We start from the raw sequence: 18109 nt of genomic DNA on the forward strand, positions 1-18109 counted from the left end.
GCTTATAACTGGCTTTTAAATAACTCAATTGATCTGTTCCCAGCGCCCAGTAGGCTAGGCTAAACGCAGGCTCTTTTTCGTAAGCATTTAACATATGCTCTTAAAACCACGCTCTTAAAATAGGTACTCCCATGACAACAACAGCGATTCAGCACTTTATTAATGGCCAGGTCACCGCTGGCGAGTCTTCAAACTCGCAGGACGTTTTTAACCCCGCCACCGGTAGCGTGACTGGCCGTGTATCGCTCGCTTCATCAAAAGATGTGAACACCGCCGTTGAAGCGGCTCAAGCTGCCTTTCCGGCCTGGGCCGACACACCGCCCATTCGCCGTGCCCGTGTGATGTTCAAGTTTCTAGAGCTGTTAAATGTTCACAAAGACGAGCTAGCCGAAGCGATTACCAAAGAGCACGGTAAAGTATTTACCGATGCCCAGGGTGAAGTGGCACGCGGTATTGATATTGTCGAGTTTGCTTGCGGAATTCCCCAGTTGCTCAAGGGTGACTATACCGAGCAGGTAAGTACCGGCATCGATAACTGGACGATGCGCCAGCCCCTAGGCGTGGTCGCGGGTATAACGCCATTTAATTTCCCGGCCATGGTGCCGATGTGGATGTTCCCACTCGCCATTGCGGCGGGTAATACGTTTATCTTGAAGCCAAGCCCGCTTGACCCAAGCGCCTCACTGTTGATGGCCGATCTGCTAAAGCAGGCGGGTCTGCCCGACGGCGTTTTCAACGTCGTCCAGGGCGACAAGGATTCGGTGGAAGCGCTGCTCGACCATCCGCACGTTAAGGCGTTGTCGTTTGTGGGTTCTACGCCGATTGCCAATTTGATCTACGAGCGCGGCGCACGAAATGGCAAGCGTATTCAAGCGCTCGGCGGGGCTAAAAATCACATGGTGGTGATGCCGGATGCCCACCTTGATAAAGCAGTCGATGCGCTGATCGGCGCCGCCTACGGCTCTGCCGGTGAGCGTTGCATGGCGATTAGTGTGGCGGTGTTGGTCGGCGACGTGGCGGATAAAGTCGTCCCGGCACTGGCTGAGCGGGCTAAAGCGCTAAAAGTAAAAGACGGTATGCATCTTGATGCGGAAATGGGCCCCATTGTGACCCGCCAAGCCCACCAGCGGATTACCGCCTATATCGAAAAAGGCGTGGCGGAAGGCGCTGAACTGGTCGTCGATGGCCGCACCTTTGAGGCCTCTGCGGCGGGTGAGAGCTGCGCCGAAGGCTTCTGGATGGGCGGCACGCTGTTCGACAACGTTACCCCCGAGATGACGATCTATAAAGAGGAGATCTTTGGCCCCGTATTGGTCTGTGTGCGAGTGCCGGATATCGCCACCGCGATCCAGTTGATTAACGATCACGAGTTTGGCAACGGCGTCAGTTGCTTCACTGAAAGCGGTACGGTGGCGCGGGAGTTTGGTCGCCGTATTCAGGTTGGCATGGTGGGGATCAATGTGCCTATCCCGGTGCCGATGGCGTGGCACGGCTTTGGCGGCTGGAAGCGCTCCTTGTTTGGCGATACTCATGCCTACGGTGAAGAGGGCGTGCGTTTTTACACCAAGCAGAAATCAATTATGCAGCGCTGGTCGGACTCAATTGATGCCGGTGCTGAGTTCGTCATGCCGACCGCGAAGTAAGCTCAGCGGAGATAACAATAATGGCTCAACAACAATCACAAGCAGCGCCGAATGCGGGTTTAGAGTTTGACTATATCGTGGTGGGAGCAGGCACCGCCGGGTGCCTGCTAGCGAATCGGCTGAGTGCCGACCCCAACCACCGTGTACTGCTGATAGAGGCGGGCGGGCGCGATAATTACCACTGGATTCATATTCCGGTGGGCTACCTCTACTGCATCAATAACCCACGTACCGACTGGCTGTTTCGGACTGAACCCGACAAAGGCCTTAACGGCCGCTCGTTGATCTATCCGCGGGGCAAGACGCTGGGCGGCTGTTCCAGCATCAATGGCATGATTTACATGCGTGGGCAGGCCCGGGATTACGACCACTGGGCTGAGGTGGCGGGCGACGATGCCTGGAGGTGGGAGAACTGCTTACCCGATTTCATCAAGCACGAAGATCACTATCGTCTTGACGGCGGCGGTGATGCCGATGCGAAGCATCGAGATTTCCACGGCCACGGTGGCGAATGGCGGATTGAAAAGCAGCGCCTCAAATGGCAGGTGCTGGATGATTTTGCCGAGGCTGCCGTCCAGGCAGGCATTCCGCGTACCGAGGACTTTAACCGTGGTTCTAACGAAGGCGTGGCCTATTTTGAAGTAAATCAGCGCTCGGGCTGGCGCTGGAATACAGCCAAGGCGTTTTTACGTCCCGCGCTGAAGCGCGACAACTTAACGCTCTGGCACTCCACTCAGGTCAATCGACTGCTATTTGAAAAGCGTGGGGAGGCGCTGCGCTGCGCAGGTGTGGAGGTGGAGCGGAATGGTCAGGTGCAGCGTGCCATGGTGAGCGGCGAGGTGGTGCTGTGCGCAGGCGCTATTGGTACGCCGCATCTACTTCAGCTTTCCGGCATAGGGTCGGGGGGATTGCTAGACGAACATGGCGTTGAGTTAGTGCATGAATTGCCCGGGGTGGGGGAGAACCTGCAGGATCATCTGCAGATTCGCTCGATATATAAAATCACCAATGGCAAAACCCTGAATGCCATTGCAAGCACCCTGTTAGGTAAAGCGGGGATTGGCTTGGAGTACCTGCTTAAGCGCTCTGGGCCTATGAGTATGGCGCCTTCACAGTTAGGGGCATTTACCCGCAGCTCTAAGGAACAAACGTACCCCAATATTCAATACCATGTGCAACCGCTGAGCCTGGAGGCTTTTGGCCAACCACTGCACCCGTACCCGGCGATTACCGCTAGCGTGTGTAACTTGAATCCGACCAGTCGTGGCACGGTGCGGCTAAAAAGCAGCGACCCCCGACAGGCACCGGCTATTTCGCCCAATTACCTGAGCACACCCGAGGATCGAAAGGTGGCCGCGGATTCTCTGCGTGTCACCCGGCGGATCGCCGAACAGACCGCGTTTGCCAAGTACGCTCCAGAAGAAGTGAAGCCCGGTGTTGAGTACCAAACCGATGACGAGCTAACCCGGCTGGCGGGGGATATAGGCACGACGATTTTTCATCCTGTTGGCACTGCCAAAATGGGCCGTGAAGATGACGCCATGGCCGTAGTCGATAGTCGGCTGCGAGTACATGGCATTAGCGGGCTACGTGTGGCTGATGCGAGTATTATGCCGACGATTACCAGTGGCAATACCAACTCACCCACGCTGATGATTGCGGAGAAAGCAGCCGGTTGGCTCCTTGCTGAGCGCGCTCAATGATCGGCCAACATACCGTCACACGAGCCAGCATAGCCGTGATTATAAGTGTGTTGACGCGCACGCGGGTTAGGCGCAAAATGACCCCAGTTGGTTAGCAAGTCGAACGTTGTCAGCAGCATAGAAGCGCCTCAAGCGTTAAATCTGGTGAAGGTTTCTTGTTCTACCCACTGCACTTCGGGTATTTCCCGGATTTAATTAGCTACATCGAGGATTTCGATCATGGCAACTGGCACAGTTAAGTGGTTTAACGACACTAAAGGCTTCGGCTTCATTTCTCCTGACGACAATGGCGACGACTTGTTCGCGCATTTCTCTGAAATTCAGTCTGAAGGTTTCAAATCTCTGCAAGACGGCCAGAAGGTTTCCTTCGACGTCACCCAGGGTAAAAAAGGCCTTCAGGCTTCTAACATCAAAGTTGTTTAAGTTAATTCTTAAATATTGAGATGTTAGCAATCACCGCCTAGCGTTGATTGACCAAAGAACCTCGCCAAGTGCGGGGTTTTTTGTATTTATACGATTGAGTGCAACGATACCTACCTCACACCTCACACCTCACACCTCACACCTCACACCTCACACCTCACACCTCACACCTCACACCTCACACCTCACACCTCACACCTCACACCTCACACCTCACATTTATATATTCCATTTTGATCTTTAAATGTTTCTAAAAATAACTTTTTAGAATATGAAGCTGGCCTCACAATACCTCATGTTTATTTATTGAGGGTGTTGTGGTGATGTCGGTTGATGCTTGGATTGCAGTCACGGTGGTGCTGACCATTTTTCCGCTCATGGCGTTTTCACGTCTAGGGCCGGATATCATTCTGCTGGGCGCGGTGATTGTGTTGATGACGCTGGGTGTGATTGACCCACAGCAGGCGCTGGGAGGCTTTTCCAATAGCGGTCTGTTTACCGTTGCCTTTATGTATGTGCTGGTAGCCAGCATTCGTGAAACTGGCGGTATCGATCTGATTATCCGCTATGTGCTTGGACGCCCTGTTAAAGAAAGAGGTGCGCTCATCCGCCTACTACTACCCGTCGCGACACTCAGCGCCTTTGTTAATAATACGCCCGTGGTCGCCACCTACATTCCTGCCGTCATGAGCTGGAGTCGTAGGCTGCGATTATCTCCCCAGCGACTCCTGATGCCGCTTAGTTTTGCGTCTATTCTAGGCGGGACGATTACTTTATTTGGTACCAGCACTAATTTAGTGGTGCATGGGCTGTTGTTAGAACGCTACCCCGAACTGGGTATGGGGCTGTTAGATTTAGCCTGGGTGGGTATTCCTGTGGCAGTGGTGGGGCTGGTTTATCTGATCGTACTTGGGCCGCGTTTACTGCCTTCCCGAGAAGGGGTGGCCAATGCGTTCGCCAACCCCCGCGAGTTCACCATTGAAATGGAGGTCGACCCGGCGGGCGTGCTGGTTGACCGCAGCGTTGAAGAAGCGGGACTGCGCCACTTACAGGAGCTGTTTCTGGTTGAAATTGAGCGCGCAGGCAACGTGGTGAGTGTGGTTGGCCCTGGTGAACAGTTAAAAGGCGGTGACCGGCTGGTGTTTGCGGGGACCTCCGATGCCGCAGTGGAGTTGCAGCAAATTCGTGGTTTGATTCCTTCACGGGATGATACGTCCAGTCTGGAGAAAGAGTTCAAGGAGCGCCGTTTGGTTGAGGCGGTGGTTTCTAATCAGTGCCAGTTTATCGGTCAGCGTATTCGCGACGGCCACTTCAGAACCTTGTATGGGGCGGCGGTGCTGGCGATCTGCCGAGGTGGCGAGCGCGTGAAAGGCAACCTGGGCCAAGTGCGGTTACAGCCTGCAGACGTTCTGCTGCTGGAAGCACGACCACCGTTTATTGAGCGTCATCGTCAGTCACGCGACTTCTTATTGATTAGCGAGCTGAATGGCGCCGCCCGGCCCATACACGAAAAAGCACCGCTAGCATGGGGCCTGCTGTTAGGGGCCGTGCTACTCGCTGCCTTAGGCGTACTGAGTATGCTCAACGCCGCCATGTTAGGGGCGGCATTAGCGCTTCTTACGGGGTGTTGCTCTGTGGGGGCAGCCAAGCGCGGCCTGGATACACAGGTGCTACTTACGATTGCTGCTTCTTTTGGTGTGGGTGCCGCGCTGCAGAGCTCCGGTGCTGCGCAAGCGATGGCGGGTGGGGTACTCACTTTTGTGGCGGGGAATCCTTTACTGCTGTTGATCGGCACCTATTGCGTGGTCGTGCTACTCACGGAGCTGGTGACCAATAACGCAGCAGCGGTGATTATTTTCCCAGTGGTGATGAGTGCCGCAGAAAGTTTGGGCGTTAGCCCAATGCCCTATGTAGTGGCGGTCATGTTTGCCGCTTCGGCGAGCTTTTTAACCCCTATCGGCTATCAAACCAATCTGATGGTGTATGGCCCCGGCGGCTATCGGGTCAGCGATTTTCTTCGTCTGGGGAGCGGTTTGAATATACTGACCGGCGCGATAGCGCTACTCTTGATTCCCCTGGTGTGGCCCTTTTAAGTTGAGAACGCATTTTTTTAAGCGGACTGCCGCTCGCGGTAAACGCTGGTTTGCGCTAGGGTGGCGCTTTTTAGATAAGGAATACGATTTCATGACTGCTCCTGGCGAACTGATTATTGAACCGAAAGATGGTCAACCCGCCGATGCGTGTGTGTTTATTATTCACGGCTTAGGTGCGGACGGTCACGATTTTGAACCGCTGGTGCCGGCGTTAGGGTTGCCCAAATCGGCACATGTGCGCTTTATTATGCCCCATGCACCGCGCCTGCCGGTGACGATTAATGGCGGCATGGTGATGCCCGCTTGGTACGATATTCTTGCCATGGATTTGGGGCGCAGGGTAGACGAGAGCCAGCTTAAGAAATCTGCTGAACGAATCCAGGCGCTGATCCAAGAGCAAATCGACCAGGGTATCGACAGCCAGCGCATTATTGTGGCGGGTTTTTCACAAGGGGGCGCGGTTGCCTATCACGCAGCGCTTACTTTTCCCGCGCCGCTGGGCGGACTCTTAGCGATGTCGACCTACTTTGCGACAGCAGACAATATCGTTCTCGCAGAAGCCAATCGTCAGATTCCGGTGGAAGTGCAGCACGGTAATTTTGATCCGATTGTGCCCGAGAGCCTGGGCCGCAGCGGCGCCGATCGCCTAAAAGCGATGGGCTACGCGGTCAATTATCGCCAATACCCCATGGCGCATGCGCTCTGCCCGCAGCAGGTTAACGATATTGGAAAGTGGCTAAGTACTCGCCTAAGCTGAGCGCTTATTCGTGACCGATGCAAGGATGTAGCGAAAACGAATGATAGCTTCCTTTGACGCAATAGAAGTGCTGCTGGCGCTGTGTTTAACGGGGTCGGCGTTTGTGTGCCTGTTTGATCGCCATCTGATTCGCGCCTGTTGTTTCTTCGTCGTGTTTGCAGTCTCGATGGTGTTGGCTTGGTGGCAACTTGATGCGCCCTGGCTGGCAGCGGCAGAGCTGTTGTTGGGAGTAATGCTGACGGGCCCCTGCTTTTTCTATGCGCTGGGGCATCTTTCTCCTGGCGCTTCATCGCCTCTTAAACACGATACATTCAATGAGCCTTGGTCACGGGTGGCCATGCGCGTAGTGTTGGCGCTGGCTTGGTTTGTCATGGTCGGCGCGGCTATTCGTTATGTCATCGCCGACATGGTGTATTCACCTTCGGAGCATCCGTTGCTTTTAGCGGGCGTGTTGATTGCGGCCAGTGCCTTGGGGGCGTTTGCGTTGCATCGTCATCTGCTGCGCCGTTTGCTGGCGTTCAATATTCTTGGCTCTGGGGTGTTTATGCTGCTGGCTGGCGTGGCGGGCACCTCTGCGGCTGCCCAAGCGTTGATCAGCGTGGGGCTTCTTGTTGCGTGGCTGGGGTCGATGCTTGGAGCACTGTTGATAAGGCAGTTGTTACATCTGGAAGGGGTCAAGGCCTTGGGGCGTGACGGCGCCCTCAAGGAGCGCACTTCATGATCTGGCGGTTTGGTCTCTTCGATAGCACTTTTGAACCTCTTTTCAGCACCCACTGGGCACTAATAGGCGCCTTGGGTTTGCCGCTGCTTTTGGGTCTGTTAGCCGCCCTGTTTCCCCCTAAGCGTGCCTTTCCCGTTGTGCTCGCTAGCCTGCCAGTATTGGCGTCTGGAGTGATGCTGCTGGCTGCCTTTGAACAGGCGGGGCTACTGCGCTGGCAGTGGGAAGTGGCCGGTATTCACCTGTCGCTACGCTTAAACGGGCTGAGTGTGCTGCTGCTATTAACAACACAGTTGATCGGCGTTGCTGCGGCGCTTTATACCCCTGGCTATTTACGACTGAGCGAAACCGGGCCGCTGGCACGCTGGCTATGGCCTTTGATGGGCGTTTTGTTGAGTGCGCTTTCGTTAATTTGGTTAGCCACCGACTTGCTCACCCTGTATATCGCCCTGGAGTTAATGGGACTGGCAGCGGTGGGCATGTTGATGCTTTCAGGGAAAGTTCCAGCCATCGTGGCGGGGATGCGCTATTTACTCTTGGCACTGGTCGGGTCGCTCACTTACCTGCTCGGCGTGGCGCTGATTTTAGGCCACTGGGGGCGGTTGGATTTGCAGGGCTTAGCCGAGGTAGTAGAGCCAGGTCCAGTTGCATGGTTCGCCGCCGCGCTAATAGGCGCCGGGCTTGCTTTAAAAGCTGCACTATTTCCCTTACATGCGTGGCTGACCCCCGTGCACGAGAATGCCTGGACACCGGTGAGCTCGCTGCATGCCGCACTGGTGATCAAGGCATCGCTGTTCATGCTGCTGCAGCTCTGGAGCATCCTGCTGCCGGATACGTTCTTCGCTCCGCGTGTGATCGCCTGGTTGGGCATGTTGGCGATCGTATGGGGTGGGCTGTTGGCTTGGCGAACAGACTCGCTTAAAACCTTGGTCGCTTCCTCAACCGTTGCGCAGTTGGGCTATCTGATGGTGGCTTTCCCTCTGTTACTGGGGCCGGATATCGCACCGTTACCGCGTGCCTTGGCTTGGGAGGGTTTTTGGCTGCAATTAATGGGTCATGCCTTTGCCAAAGCGGCTATGTTCATGGCTGCTGGCAACCTGATATTGGCCACTGGCGAGAGCACGCTTAAAGGGTTGGCCGGCACCAGTCGCCGTTTGCCGCTTTCACTATTAGTGTTTGGCATTGCCTCGATCACCCTAATGGGCCTGCCACCGAGTGCTGGCTTCACGGCTAAGTGGATGCTGCTTCAGGCGATGATCATTACTGAGCAGTGGTGGGCGGTGGCAGCGCTATTAACCGGTACGCTGCTGACTGCAGCCTATATTTTTCGCATGTTTCGCTACTCCTTTGATGAGACGGCGCCGCGCCATCGGTATCAGCCGTTGGCGCCGGGTATGGACTTCATTGCACTGTCTCTCGCATTAACTGCTTTCGCGCTTGGGCTACTAGCACATTTTCCGCTGGAATTGATGCATGGAGGAAGCCCATGAACGCCGCGTGGTTACCGTTAACCGCTTTGGCCACTTCGTTGCTGGTCGCCGTGACTATTTTTACACTGCCTGAAGAGGCTAGGCGGCTCCGTACGACCATTAACCTCGTGGCAGCGGTGTTTAAGATTATTCTAGTCACCCTGATGGTCAGGCGGGTCGCCGCCGGGCATGAAGACATTTTTAGCTTTCAAGTCATTGGTGGCCTTGATTTCGTACTGCGTACCGATGCACTAGGGGTGATGTTTGCCGGGCTGTCATCGCTGCTGTGGCTATGTACCACCATTTACGCCATTGGTTACCTGGAAGGTTCTGCTAATCGAAAGCGTTTCTTTGGCTTCTTCAGCCTCTGCGTCGCCAGCACGATCGGTATTGCGCTGGCTGATAACCTGTTTACCTTTCTGATTTTCTACGAAATGTTGACGCTCTCCACCTACCCGTTGGTGGTGCACAACGGTACGCAGCAAGCCCTCAATGCAGGACGCGTCTATTTGCGCTACACGCTAAGCGCGGGCGTGGTACTGCTGCTGGCTGCGGTGCTGCTGTATACCCTGACAGGGGACCAATCGTTCTCTTCTGAAGAGGGCTTGGGCGACTATTTAAACGATCATCGTGGACTGCTAACGCTGATATTTACCCTGTTAGTAGGTGGGCTTGCGGTAAAGGCTGCCATGGTGCCACTGCATGGATGGCTACCGAGAGCGATGGTGGCGCCTGCGCCAGTGAGTGCGCTGTTGCATGCGGTGGCGGTGGTTAAGGCGGGGGCTTTCGGCATTCTGCGGGTTGTTTACGACCTCTACGGTATTGAGCTGAGCGTAGAGCTGGGTGTGATTACCGTGTTGGCAGTGGCAGCGTCCATCACGATTATTTACGGTTCTTTAAGGGCGATTGCCCAGGAGGAATTGAAACCACGTCTGGCGTTTTCTACCGTCAGCCAAGTCTCCTACATCATTCTTGGGATAGGCCTGTTTGGCCCTTTTGGTACTGTCGGGGCGCTAGCACACTTGCTTCACCAGGGTTTAATGAAGGTCACGCTGTTCTTCTGTGCCGGTAACTACGCCGAAGAGTTGGGGATCCATCGCATTGACGAAATGGATGGTGCCGGTAAGCGTATGCCACTGACCAGCATTGCGTTCACCATTGGCGCGTTAGGCATGATTGGCCTACCTCCCGTGGCTGGGTTTATTACCAAGTGGTATCTCGGAGTCGGTGCGATTCAGGCCGAAATGTACTGGGTCGTTGCCGTATTGGTAGCGAGCAGCACGCTCAACGCCATCTACTTTTTGCCGATTGTACACCGCTTGTGGTTTCGACTGGGGCCATCCCATGGCAAAGGCAGTTGGCCCAAAGAGCAGCGTTTAGGCCGTTTAGAAACCCATGGCTGGCTGCTTTGGCCCATGGTGTTTACCGCTATGGTCAGCCTGGGCGCGGGGTTATTTGCCGGGCTCCCCTTTAGCCCCTTGGATTGGGCCGCTCGCGTGGCGTCCGGGGAGTATCTGCCATGATGACATTGCTGCTGGTGTTGGCACTGCTTTGGCCGCTTGGCGTTGCGGGTGGCGCGGTGTGGAATGCCTACCGTACCCCCGCCGCACAGCGGGGCTATTTTTCAGTGTTATGGCTAAGCGCTGCTTGGCCAGCGCTATTGTTGGCCTATGGCGGGGAGGCGCACTGGACAATCGATGCCTGGATGCTGGGTGGCGAATGGGAGCTAAACTCGCTAAGCCGACCATGGCTTGCATTTACTGCGTTGCTTTGGAGCATCGCCGCCCTTCATGCCAGAGGCTATTTTGCGGCGGAGCAGGAGAAGGCCCAAGCGGGGGATCAGGACGCACAGCGGCGCTTGCTAAGGCTTTCGGTGCTGTGGCCATTAACCCTGCTGGGCAACGTGCTGCTGGTCATTGCCCAGGATATCGCCAGTTTCTATTTAGGTTTTGCGCTGATGACCTTCGCCGCCTACGCCTTGGTGGTACATAGCGGTACAGACGAGGCCAAGCTGGGTGCCAAGGCTTATTTGATATTAGCCGTCGTTGGTGAAGGGCTCATTTTAGGTGGGTTTTTATGGGCGGCAGGAGAGGCCGACACGCTTTTGTTACAAGGTGTGCGTGAGGGCATCCTGGTCGCCGAGCATGGCGCCTGGATGGCCGCCTTGCTGTGTTTGGGGTTTGGCGTAAAAGCAGGCGTAATCGGTTTGCATGTATGGCTGCCGTTGGCGCATCCGGTAGCGCCTGCGCCAGCCAGTGCCGTGCTGAGCGGGGCGATGATTAAGGCCGGGTTGCTAGGCTGGATTAGTGTACTGCCATTAGGTAATGAGCAAGTGTCAGAACCGCTAGCCCAGTTTGGCAACGGTATGTTGATCGTAGGCTTGGCGGCAGCATTTGGCGCCGCGCTGTATGGCGTCTTTCAGCGCCATCCAAAAGCCGTATTGGCCTACTCCAGTATTAGCCAGATGGGCATGATGACCGCCCTGGTGGCGATGGGATTGGTCGCGCCAGACGTATGGCCGCTGCTGTGGCCAGGTTTAGTGCTGTTTGCTGCTCATCACGCGCTGGCAAAAGGCTCGCTGTTTATGGGCACCAGTATCAGCGAGCATTTACCGCGCTGGCCGCTACCATTGATATGGGCACTGCTAGCGCTGCCCGGTATATCGCTGTCGGGCGCTATCGGCGCGGGCATGGTTAGCAAGTGGGGAGTGAAAGGTCCGCTCTATGAAATGCACCATGAGTCGCTGATCAAGCTGCTCAGTTGGGCCGCTGTGGGCACTGCGGCGCTGGTGAGCGTTGCCCTCTGGCGACAGTGGCAGCAACGTCATAAAGGGGGCAGCAACCTAGAGCAGAGGGGCGCCTGGTTAGTGGCCATCATCGCAGCGTTGTTGACGCCGCTTTGGCTTCCCCTGCCTGCTGGCAGCATCGAGATGCCGCCGCTGAAAGAGTGGCAGGGGATCATGTGGCCATTTCCGGTAGGCGTACTGCTCGCGGTGGTGGGGTGGTTCCTAACGCGCCCATTGAAGGGCAAAACGCTTCCCGCGGGCGATCTATGGTGGCTCTATGCATTTGTTATTGGCGCTGTGCTGGTGCCTATCCGGGCTTTGGGTCACGGCTGCGGCCGACTGAAATCGGCAAGCGTGGTAACCGCTCAAAAAGCCGAAGAGACGTTGATGGGCCATTTAACTCGGCTATTGTCGGGGGAGTCCTGGTTGCGTCACCATACTAGCGGTTTAATGATGATGCTTGCCGTACTACTAGCGGCGCTAATGATGTGGGAAGGCCAGCAATGATACGTCTGTTAGAAAAACAGTTGTTTGGAACGCACCTAAGCAGGCATTTATCAGGAGCTCTCTGTGGGTAAGCTTGCGCGGGGTCGGCGCGCTCTGGTGCCCGGCGATATCCCGCAGCGTGGCTGGCACGATATTGCCTGGCGTGTGGTACGAGCCGCTCGCCGAAACCGTATTACCATGTTGGCCGCAGGCGTGGCTTTCTACGCGTTGCTGGCATTGTTCCCCACTATCGCCGCGGTGATTTCACTCTGGGGTCTGCTGTTTGACCCTTATGAAGCAGGCCAGCAACTGTATGAGATTAGTCGTTTCATGCCCCCCCGATGCCGCTAAATTGATTGATCAACAGGCTCAGCAGGTGGTTGAAAGTGCGGAGTCAGGTAACTTTTTGGGTGCCCTCGCCGGACTGTTGATTGCAATGTTTATTGCCTCGAAGGGGGTGGCGGTGTTGGTGATCGGCCTAAACGTGGTGTATGGCGAAACTGAAAAGCGCAGCCTGTTACACCGCAGTACGGTATTGGTATCACTGACCTTTGGCTTGATTATTATGACGCTGATTTCGCTGGGTTTTATCGCCATCGTGCCGGTGGTGGTTAACTCCCTGGCGATTGATCCGCCGTTGGATAAGATCCTTCAATGGCTACGCTGGCCAGCGTTGCTGTTCATGATGAGCATGCTGATCGCACTGCTTTACCGCTATGCGCCTTATCGACGGTCCGCGCAGTGGAGCTGGTTAAGCTATGGCACGCTTCTGGCAACGGTGATGTGGCTATTGGGTTCCGGCGCACTTTCGCTCTATGTGCGCTATTTCTCAACTTTCAGCGAGCTTTATGGATCGCTAGGTGCCGTCGTGGCACTCATGATCTGGTTTTGGTTGTCTGCATTTGTGGTGCTGTTTGGTGCGGAAGTTAATTGCGAAATGGAGCGTCAAACCTATAACGACACCACAACGGGGGAGTCGCGTCCGCTAGGTGAGCGTGAAGCGTTTGCCGCTGATACGATTGGTGCCCCCCGGCCGGATATGGGGTCGACCGGCGATTCAGAGAGTTAGACGCTGAGCATGGGACAGGGTAAGGCCCCTCCTACCCCTGAGGCAGGAGGGGGAATCATCTTTAATAGATGTACTTTATAACAACTCCTCCGCTGCCAGCGCCAAGCGTGAACGTTCAACGCTTTTCAGTGTGATGTGCCCGGCGTGGGGCCAATCACGAAAGCGCTCAACTACCGCTGCCATGCCGCAGGTGTTAGCCGTGAGATACGGCGTATCGATCTGCCCAACGTTGCCCAGACAGACAATCTTCGTATTGCGCCCCGCCCGGGTGACCAGTGACTTGAGCTGTTTGGGAGTAAAGTTTTGTGCCTCATCAATGATTAAAAAAGTGTCGTTTAAGGTGCGGCCGCGCATAAAGCTCGGTGAGCGTATTTGTACCCGCGAGCCAATCAACTGCCGCGTGGCGCCGTTGTCCCAGCTTGATTCTCCCTCCTCATTGCGTAACAGGTTGTCCATATTGTCGTGGAAGGCCCCCATCCACGGCGACATCTTCTCCTCTTCGGTGCCGGGTAGAAAGCCAATATCTTCACCCATCGGAATCGGCGCGCGGGTAAACACAATGCGCTCAAACAGCTTGGCATCCAGCGTCTGCTGAAAGGCGGCGGCCAGAGTCATAAAGGTTTTACCCGTACCGGCATTACCCGCAATGGTCACTAGGTCAATATCGGGGTCCATCAGAAGGTTTAAGGTGAAATTTTGCCGGCTGTCGTGAGCGTGGACGCCCCAGACACCTGCGTGATGGCGGTAGTTAGTCAGCAGTTGCAGACGAGCCGAGGAAGGCCCCAGTTCACGAATGATCGCCTCAAACTCGGCGCCGTTTTCGCTATCCGAGACCAGCATGCCAACGTGCCATTGGCGGGGCATATTCCCAGTGAGCTGATAGAACGTATGGTGACCAACGCGTTCAACGGTCACATCTACATTCAACGTTTCCCAGAGTGACGCACCATCATGGCCTGCTGAGGCGTAAACCTGTGCGCCTTCGATCATGGCGTCGCTGTCGGAGAAAGCTCGGTCGTTAAGGTAATCTTCAACCGGTACTTTCAATGCAGCGGCTTTTACACGGAGGTTAATATCCTTGGTGACCAGGATGACGGAGGCGTCGGGGCGTTCTTCGCGTAGGCGGCAGGTCTCCGCCAGTATGCGGTTGTCTGGGCTATCATCTAGGGCGTCAAAAAGTTTTAAGTCGCTATAGCATAAGAAGTGCAGGCGTCCTGTTTCGCCGCTGATGCGTGGAATCGAAATGCCGCGTTGGATCTCGTCAAAGGTGACTTGGCTAGTAAGGTCAGAGAGCGTACGGCTGATTTGGCGAGCCGTGCGAGCGATTTCACGAACACCGTTTTTGTGCTTATCAAGCTCCTCCAGAACTGTCATGGGGATAACGACATCGTGCTCATCAAAGTGATAAAGCGCGGCGGGGTCATGAATGAGGACATTGGTGTCCAACACATACAGCCGAGTGGCTTTCTTATCGAGTCGTACCATCGTTGGAATCACTCCTTGGTTGACGGCAACTTCGACACTGGCAGGTGCGTATTACGCCTAGATGACACTTGCCTGTGTCTCCCTCACGTGGCGTGTCCTGGCGGCTCCTTATTTAGCTATTTTTAATAGCGTGGAAGGCTTTGGTGTTTTTCGCCACAAAAAAGATTTCAACGATATGTCAGCCGGTTCTGTGTGTTAGTTCTGTGTGTTAGTTCTGTGTATCAGTTCTGGGAGGCTAAGAAGTGTGCCACTTTCGTCAATAAGGCAGTGGCAACCACGCCGCGGTTGTCGCTCTCAACGTAGCGGTAGTAGTGACTATCTAACGCAAGGTCATGGTTAAGCGTGCACAGTGTGCCCGCCTCCAGGGCACCTTTAACCAGCGGGTAAGGCAGTAGCGCCCAACCGGTTGCGTTGATAACGGCGTCGCGAATGACCTCAAACATCGTTAGCCCAAGATAATTGCCTGAAAACAGTGCTTCACTGATCAGCTTGTCATCCTGCACGTGGGTTAAACACACTTGGGTGTACTGAGCTAAGTCGTCGCGGTTAACGCTAGGCAGGCGACTCAGCGGGTGTTGAGGCGCGGCCACTAAACGCATGCTGACCGGTGCTAGGTTGGCGGCGTTGGCGTCAATGCCTTCAGCGGTGTACAGGCCAAAGGCAATATCCACCGTTTGGCGCTGCACAAACTGGGTATGCTCCTGAGGAGGTACCAAATAAACCGAAATCGCGGTGAGCGGAAACTGCTGTTTTAGGTCATGCATCACCTGACGCCAAAAAACTTCAGGCAAAGCGTCATCGCGGGCAATGCAGAGTTGGCTTTCAACGCCCTGCAAATGCTGGTGGCAGTGCTTTTTGATCCGGCTGGCGCTGGTGAGTAACCGGTAGCAGTCGGGCAGTACGCTATCGCCTACGGCGGTGAGGGTGAGGCTATTGCCAGAGCGCTCAAATAGCGCCACTCCCAGGCTGTCCTCTAACGCATTAACCGCAGCGCTAAGGGTGCTCCGCTTGAGACCGGTATGCCGCGCCGCGGCGGCAAAAGAGCCATGTTCGGTAACATCAATAAAGGCTTGAACCTGTTCCGCACGCATAATCGTTCCGCTGGACTCGTTGAGCGCCATTTAACTTGGCGCTGAGCGATTCGTGATTGTTATCACTCCCTTCTATTATGGCCCACAATTTGACTAATGCTATGGAGTTATCCGCGTGACCCCCTTTGTTGCCGAGCGCCGTGCGCTAAAATTCTCAGCCATTTCAGCTAGCCTGTTTGCGTTTACCGGGCTTGCGCTAGGGCTTACCAGCGGTTCAATCACCATCCTATTTGATAGTGGCTATTCGCTATTGAGCTTAGTGTTGGCATCGTTATCGCTGTATGCCCTCAAGCAGGCGCGCAAACCGGCGGATGATCACTACCCCTTTGGGCGGCTGACGGTGGAGCCGCTTGCGGTGCTGCTCAAAGGCGTAGTGATCGCTATGGTTTGTATCGTGTCGCTAGTGTCCGCCCTGTGGAGCCTGCTTGATGGTGGCCGTCTGGTGACGCTGGACTTGGCGCTGATGTTTGGCGTAGTCAACGTAACGGGCTGTTTATTAACCTGGTGGTGGCTGGCGCGCTACGCTCGTGTCGCGCGCTCCTCGCTGTTAGCCGCCGAGTTACGCCAGTGGCAGATGGATACCTGGCTGAGTGCCGCTGTCATGCTTGGATTTGGGCTTACTTGGGTGTTAACTCAGTCGCCCTGGGCCAGCTATGCGCGCTTTGCCGATCCTGTGATGGTGCTGATCATTGCAGGCTATTTCTTACCTATGCCGATCAGGATGGTGAAAGGGGCATTACGTGAGCTTATGTTTGGCGGCTCATGCAGCAGCGTGCGCCAGAATGTGGTGCAAGATGTCGCCGATTTTGATGTTTGCGCCGACGATGTGCGTCTGGCCCAGGTGGGCAGTTTTCTGATGGTGGATATCCAGCTCGACAAACAGCAGTTCAATGATGCCCAAGAAATTGTCGATAGCGTAGAGCAGCGTTGTAAGCGGCTAAATCTGCGCCCGGTGACAAGCCTGACACTGGTTGCTGGCTAAGATGTACGAAAAATATTGACGTTCTGTTTAAACCAATGCTATTTGGCGCTACCGACAATAGGTGTCGGCCTAATATTGATACGTTGAGGGTTGTAAAAACATGCCATTGCGCCGCTGTTTACCCGTACTGCTGCTGACCGTCATGGTCGCTGGCTGTGCAAGCTCTACCATTGCTCCAAGCTATACCTCCAGCAATCCTGATGTCATGCGGATTGGCGGTGAACGTCCCTCCAATCGGGATGCAACGGTCGAAAGCGCCGGTTCGTTCTGCCTGGAAACTACAGAACGTTGGAACGAGCATGGCCGTACCCCCGATGACCAAACGCTATGGGCGAAAGACACCCTACGTAAAGTGGTGCCTTGCAAGCAGTAATCGTTAGCAGAACCAAAACCGCCAGCTTCGATAAGCTGGCGATTTTGTACGCAAAGAGAATCGTTAGTCCTGTTTCTTTTCCGGTTTGCCTTTGCGCTTTGTACTCGCGAACTCTTCTAACTCCTTCTCGCTCATCGAGTCATACATCTCTTTAGACGAACCATAAAGTTCGCTCGGCTTGGTTTCGCCGCGCTTGGCGGAAAGTGCCGCGCCCGCCGCTTTCTGCTGTGCTTTAGAGGTTGCTGGCATTGCTGAACTCCTTTCGGTTAGCTTCCTTTTACCGACTGCACTATTAAGCATTTAACAATTAAACACTGCATTATTGAGCATAGTAGCTGGGGCGCAGCTTTCCAGAAGCATCAATCAAACCTTCCACCTGTTCTAATCGGTTGACTTTCTTTTGCCTGTCGCGCTATTAACCTAAAGGGCGAAATGCGCCTCCACAGTAAATCTTGAGTATCAACGCTGTTAACGAAGAGAGTGACATGACACCGGCTATTCATAGCGCGAAACACGCAGGATTTGCCTTTCAGCTTCATGAGTACGAGCACGACGCCTCCGCACAATCCTTCGGGTTGGAAGCAGCGGAGAAGCTGGGCGTAGCAGTGGAGCAGGTATTTAAAACGTTAGTTGTGAAGCTGGATGGCAAACAGCTGGCAGTGGGCATTGTGCCGGTAAATTGCCAGTTAGGCTTGAAGCAGATCGCCAAGGCTGCAGGGGCCAAGAAAGCAACGATGGCGGAACCATCGGAAGTGGAGCGTACCACCGGCTATGTGCTGGGCGGCGTTAGTCCACTGGGCCAAAAGCGGCGTCTGGCGACGTTTATCGATAGCTCCGCAGAAACTTTTGCCAATATTTATGTCAGTGCCGGGCGGCGCGGGCTAGAGATCGAGCTCTCGCCTAGGGATCTAGCCACCCTGAGTCAGGCCGCTTTTGTACCTTTGGCAACGTGATGGCGGCGCAGGCCGAAGCACTTTCTGGTATGGTGCGGTTACGTTTGTGCGTCACTTGCCCTCCAGGGGGCGCACGCTG

At 55.1% G+C, this 18109-nt stretch carries 15 protein-coding genes and 1 pseudogene; 13 read left to right on the forward strand and 3 right to left on the reverse strand.

From position 1 onward, the window contains the following. The first annotated feature begins 131 nt into the window (after positions 1–131). The 10 genes and pseudogenes from CXF87_RS18605 to CXF87_RS18655 all read left to right on the forward strand — a co-directional run bounded on the left by CXF87_RS18605 (position 132) and on the right by CXF87_RS18655 (position 13146). On the forward strand, positions 132–1643 hold the full coding sequence (locus tag CXF87_RS18605) for a CoA-acylating methylmalonate-semialdehyde dehydrogenase (RefSeq protein WP_101147726.1): 1512 nt from the start codon (positions 132–134) through the stop codon (positions 1641–1643). A gap of 20 nt (positions 1644–1663) precedes the next feature. Further along, positions 1664–3346 (forward strand): GMC family oxidoreductase, encoded by a 1683-nt coding sequence (locus tag CXF87_RS18610; RefSeq protein WP_101147727.1) that lies wholly within the window; start codon positions 1664–1666, stop codon positions 3344–3346. A gap of 219 nt (positions 3347–3565) precedes the next feature. Further along, positions 3566–3769, forward strand: a complete 204-nt coding sequence (locus CXF87_RS18615; protein ID WP_008958127.1) for a cold-shock protein — start codon at positions 3566–3568, stop codon at positions 3767–3769. Positions 3770–4092: 323 nt separating this feature from the next. Then, positions 4093–5862, forward strand: a complete 1770-nt coding sequence (locus tag CXF87_RS18625; protein ID WP_101147729.1) for an SLC13 family permease — start codon at positions 4093–4095, stop codon at positions 5860–5862. Positions 5863–5953: 91 nt separating this feature from the next. Next, a complete protein-coding gene (locus CXF87_RS18630; protein WP_101147730.1) occupies positions 5954–6619 on the forward strand; it encodes an alpha/beta hydrolase in 666 nt (221 codons plus the stop codon). A 40-nt stretch (positions 6620–6659) separates the two neighbouring features. Beyond that, entirely contained in the window at positions 6660–7340 is a 681-nt protein-coding gene (locus CXF87_RS18635) for a hydrogenase subunit MbhD domain-containing protein (RefSeq protein WP_101147731.1), read from the forward strand. Continuing rightward, a complete protein-coding gene (locus CXF87_RS18640; protein ID WP_101147732.1) occupies positions 7337–8827 on the forward strand; it encodes a complex I subunit 5 family protein in 1491 nt (496 codons plus the stop codon). Before CXF87_RS18635 ends, CXF87_RS18640 begins: the two co-directional genes overlap by 4 nt. After that, positions 8824–10329: a complex I subunit 5 family protein gene (locus tag CXF87_RS18645; RefSeq protein WP_101147733.1), complete on the forward strand. Its 1506-nt coding sequence runs from the start codon at positions 8824–8826 to the stop codon at positions 10327–10329. Before CXF87_RS18640 ends, CXF87_RS18645 begins: the two co-directional genes overlap by 4 nt. Then, positions 10326–12098 (forward strand): complex I subunit 5 family protein, encoded by a 1773-nt coding sequence (locus CXF87_RS18650; protein ID WP_101147734.1) that lies wholly within the window; start codon positions 10326–10328, stop codon positions 12096–12098. Before CXF87_RS18645 ends, CXF87_RS18650 begins: the two co-directional genes overlap by 4 nt. A 63-nt stretch (positions 12099–12161) precedes the next feature. Continuing rightward, positions 12162–13146, forward strand: a pseudogene (locus CXF87_RS18655) (YihY/virulence factor BrkB family protein). A gap of 75 nt (positions 13147–13221) precedes the next feature. On the opposite strand, the gene CXF87_RS18660 reads toward CXF87_RS18655, so the two are convergent. Together CXF87_RS18660 and CXF87_RS18665 are read right to left on the reverse strand one after the other, a co-directional pair. Continuing rightward, a complete protein-coding gene (locus CXF87_RS18660) occupies positions 13222–14631 on the reverse strand; it encodes a PhoH family protein (protein ID WP_101147735.1) in 1410 nt (469 codons plus the stop codon). A 221-nt stretch (positions 14632–14852) separates the two neighbouring features. Then, positions 14853–15722 carry a LysR family transcriptional regulator gene (locus tag CXF87_RS18665; RefSeq protein WP_101147736.1) on the reverse strand — a complete coding sequence of 290 codons (870 nt, stop codon included), beginning with the start codon at positions 15720–15722 and terminating at the stop codon, positions 14853–14855. 115 nt (positions 15723–15837) lie between these two features. Here CXF87_RS18665 and CXF87_RS18670 point away from each other — a divergent pair, with 115 nt between their 5' ends. Together CXF87_RS18670 and CXF87_RS18675 are read left to right on the forward strand one after the other, a co-directional pair. Then, positions 15838–16704, forward strand: coding sequence for a cation diffusion facilitator family transporter (locus CXF87_RS18670; RefSeq protein WP_101147737.1), 867 nt, complete (start codon positions 15838–15840; stop codon positions 16702–16704). 100 nt (positions 16705–16804) lie between these two features. After that, positions 16805–17077, forward strand: coding sequence for a hypothetical protein (locus CXF87_RS18675; RefSeq protein WP_101147738.1), 273 nt, complete (start codon positions 16805–16807; stop codon positions 17075–17077). A 63-nt stretch (positions 17078–17140) separates the two neighbouring features. Here CXF87_RS18675 and CXF87_RS18680 read toward each other — a convergent pair whose 3' ends face one another. Further along, a complete protein-coding gene (locus CXF87_RS18680) occupies positions 17141–17326 on the reverse strand; it encodes a DUF3008 family protein (RefSeq protein WP_101147739.1) in 186 nt (61 codons plus the stop codon). A gap of 236 nt (positions 17327–17562) precedes the next feature. On the opposite strand from CXF87_RS18680, the gene ybaK reads away from it, so the two are divergent. Then, positions 17563–18030, forward strand: coding sequence for a Cys-tRNA(Pro) deacylase (gene ybaK, locus CXF87_RS18685; protein WP_101147740.1), 468 nt, complete (start codon positions 17563–17565; stop codon positions 18028–18030). Positions 18031–18109 lie beyond the last annotated feature (79 nt).

Source organism: Halomonas sp. MES3-P3E, from assembly GCF_002836035.1.
Classification (GTDB): domain Bacteria; phylum Pseudomonadota; class Gammaproteobacteria; order Pseudomonadales; family Halomonadaceae; genus Vreelandella; species Vreelandella arctica.

Coding starts and splice junctions, on each gene's coding strand:
- CXF87_RS18605 (WP_101147726.1), top strand. CDS start 132: ATGACAACAACAGCGATTCAGCACTTTATTAATGGCCAGGTCACCGCT.
- CXF87_RS18610 (WP_101147727.1), top strand. CDS start 1,664: ATGGCTCAACAACAATCACAAGCAGCGCCGAATGCGGGTTTAGAGTTT.
- CXF87_RS18615 (WP_008958127.1), top strand. CDS start 3,566: ATGGCAACTGGCACAGTTAAGTGGTTTAACGACACTAAAGGCTTCGGC.
- CXF87_RS18625 (WP_101147729.1), top strand. CDS start 4,093: ATGTCGGTTGATGCTTGGATTGCAGTCACGGTGGTGCTGACCATTTTT.
- CXF87_RS18630 (WP_101147730.1), top strand. CDS start 5,954: ATGACTGCTCCTGGCGAACTGATTATTGAACCGAAAGATGGTCAACCC.
- CXF87_RS18635 (WP_101147731.1), top strand. CDS start 6,660: ATGATAGCTTCCTTTGACGCAATAGAAGTGCTGCTGGCGCTGTGTTTA.
- CXF87_RS18640 (WP_101147732.1), top strand. CDS start 7,337: ATGATCTGGCGGTTTGGTCTCTTCGATAGCACTTTTGAACCTCTTTTC.
- CXF87_RS18645 (WP_101147733.1), top strand. CDS start 8,824: ATGAACGCCGCGTGGTTACCGTTAACCGCTTTGGCCACTTCGTTGCTG.
- CXF87_RS18650 (WP_101147734.1), top strand. CDS start 10,326: ATGATGACATTGCTGCTGGTGTTGGCACTGCTTTGGCCGCTTGGCGTT.
- CXF87_RS18660 (WP_101147735.1), bottom strand. CDS start 14,631: ATGGTACGACTCGATAAGAAAGCCACTCGGCTGTATGTGTTGGACACC.
- CXF87_RS18665 (WP_101147736.1), bottom strand. CDS start 15,722: ATGCGTGCGGAACAGGTTCAAGCCTTTATTGATGTTACCGAACATGGC.
- CXF87_RS18675 (WP_101147738.1), top strand. CDS start 16,805: ATGCCATTGCGCCGCTGTTTACCCGTACTGCTGCTGACCGTCATGGTC.
- CXF87_RS18680 (WP_101147739.1), bottom strand. CDS start 17,326: ATGCCAGCAACCTCTAAAGCACAGCAGAAAGCGGCGGGCGCGGCACTT.
- ybaK (WP_101147740.1), top strand. CDS start 17,563: ATGACACCGGCTATTCATAGCGCGAAACACGCAGGATTTGCCTTTCAG.